Genomic DNA, 764 nt, shown 5'->3' with positions numbered 1-764 from the left:
GTCCTGACTTTTGAGCATCATTCTCTCGCTCAAAATTGCGCCAGATAATAATACAAGACACATTATTGGAAAGAGAATGAAAGAACCCATGAATTATTGGCTACCAATATCAATATAGCTAAAAAGTATTTTTGCCGTACTGTTGCTGTTCACCATATTGCAATCACTAGCAACATTTGCCGCAAGTGATGGATCGTTGCTCATCACCGGATGAGCATTTCCGTTAATGGTTAGATAGTTAACAGACTGCGAGAGCGCGAATGTTGCACACGCAGAAGCGGGTACCCCATCCCATTCTTCCCAAAGGGTTATTCCGTTTCCGAAAATCTTCACCGATGAGCCAGGCCATGGGCCAACAATGGTTTGACCATCGCCCGTTGTCATGACTGACGGGACAATACCAGCCTTAATGCTGTTAGCATTACTTATGTTTGTGTACGAGGCGCTACCCCCAGCAACACTATTGCCGAAAACCCCGCGTGCAGAGTGATAAATATCTGTTGCTTCACTCGTCGCTGTAGTGGTGCTGGATCCATGATAGGCTCGCATAGCGTATGTCGCGACCCCGCCAAGAGCGAGCATCGCAATGATCGCTCCCGCTATATATGCAATCAGTCTTTCCAAAACTTAAACTCCAAAATCTGTTTAGTTGGCTTACAAATTGTCCAACGGAATAAAGGTATCAGTCGCGAGTGTGAGTGCCCCCGTCAAAATCCACATAAAAAGAAAGCCTAGAATGCGGAGGGTTGCGGCTCTATTTTGGG

Annotated in this window: 1 protein-coding gene; it reads right to left on the bottom strand. The window is 46.1% G+C overall.

The window, feature by feature from the left end; genetic code table 11:
- Window positions 1–93: 93 nt before the first annotated feature.
- Window positions 94–582, bottom strand: coding sequence for a type 4 pilus major pilin (locus NTH01S_RS11480; protein WP_068173790.1), 489 nt, complete (start codon window positions 580–582; stop codon window positions 94–96).
- Window positions 583–764 lie beyond the last annotated feature (182 nt).

The sequence above is a fragment of the Neokomagataea thailandica NBRC 106555 genome (assembly GCF_001598495.1).
Classification (GTDB): domain Bacteria; phylum Pseudomonadota; class Alphaproteobacteria; order Acetobacterales; family Acetobacteraceae; genus Gluconobacter; species Gluconobacter thailandicus_A.
Note: the sequence above shows the minus strand (reverse complement) of the source record. Positions and strands in the feature narration are given on the sequence as shown.

Excerpts from the sequence above, each read along its gene's own strand:
- NTH01S_RS11480 (WP_068173790.1), bottom strand. The coding sequence starts at position 582 with ATGCTCGCTCTTGGCGGGGTCGCGACATACGCTATGCGAGCCTATCAT.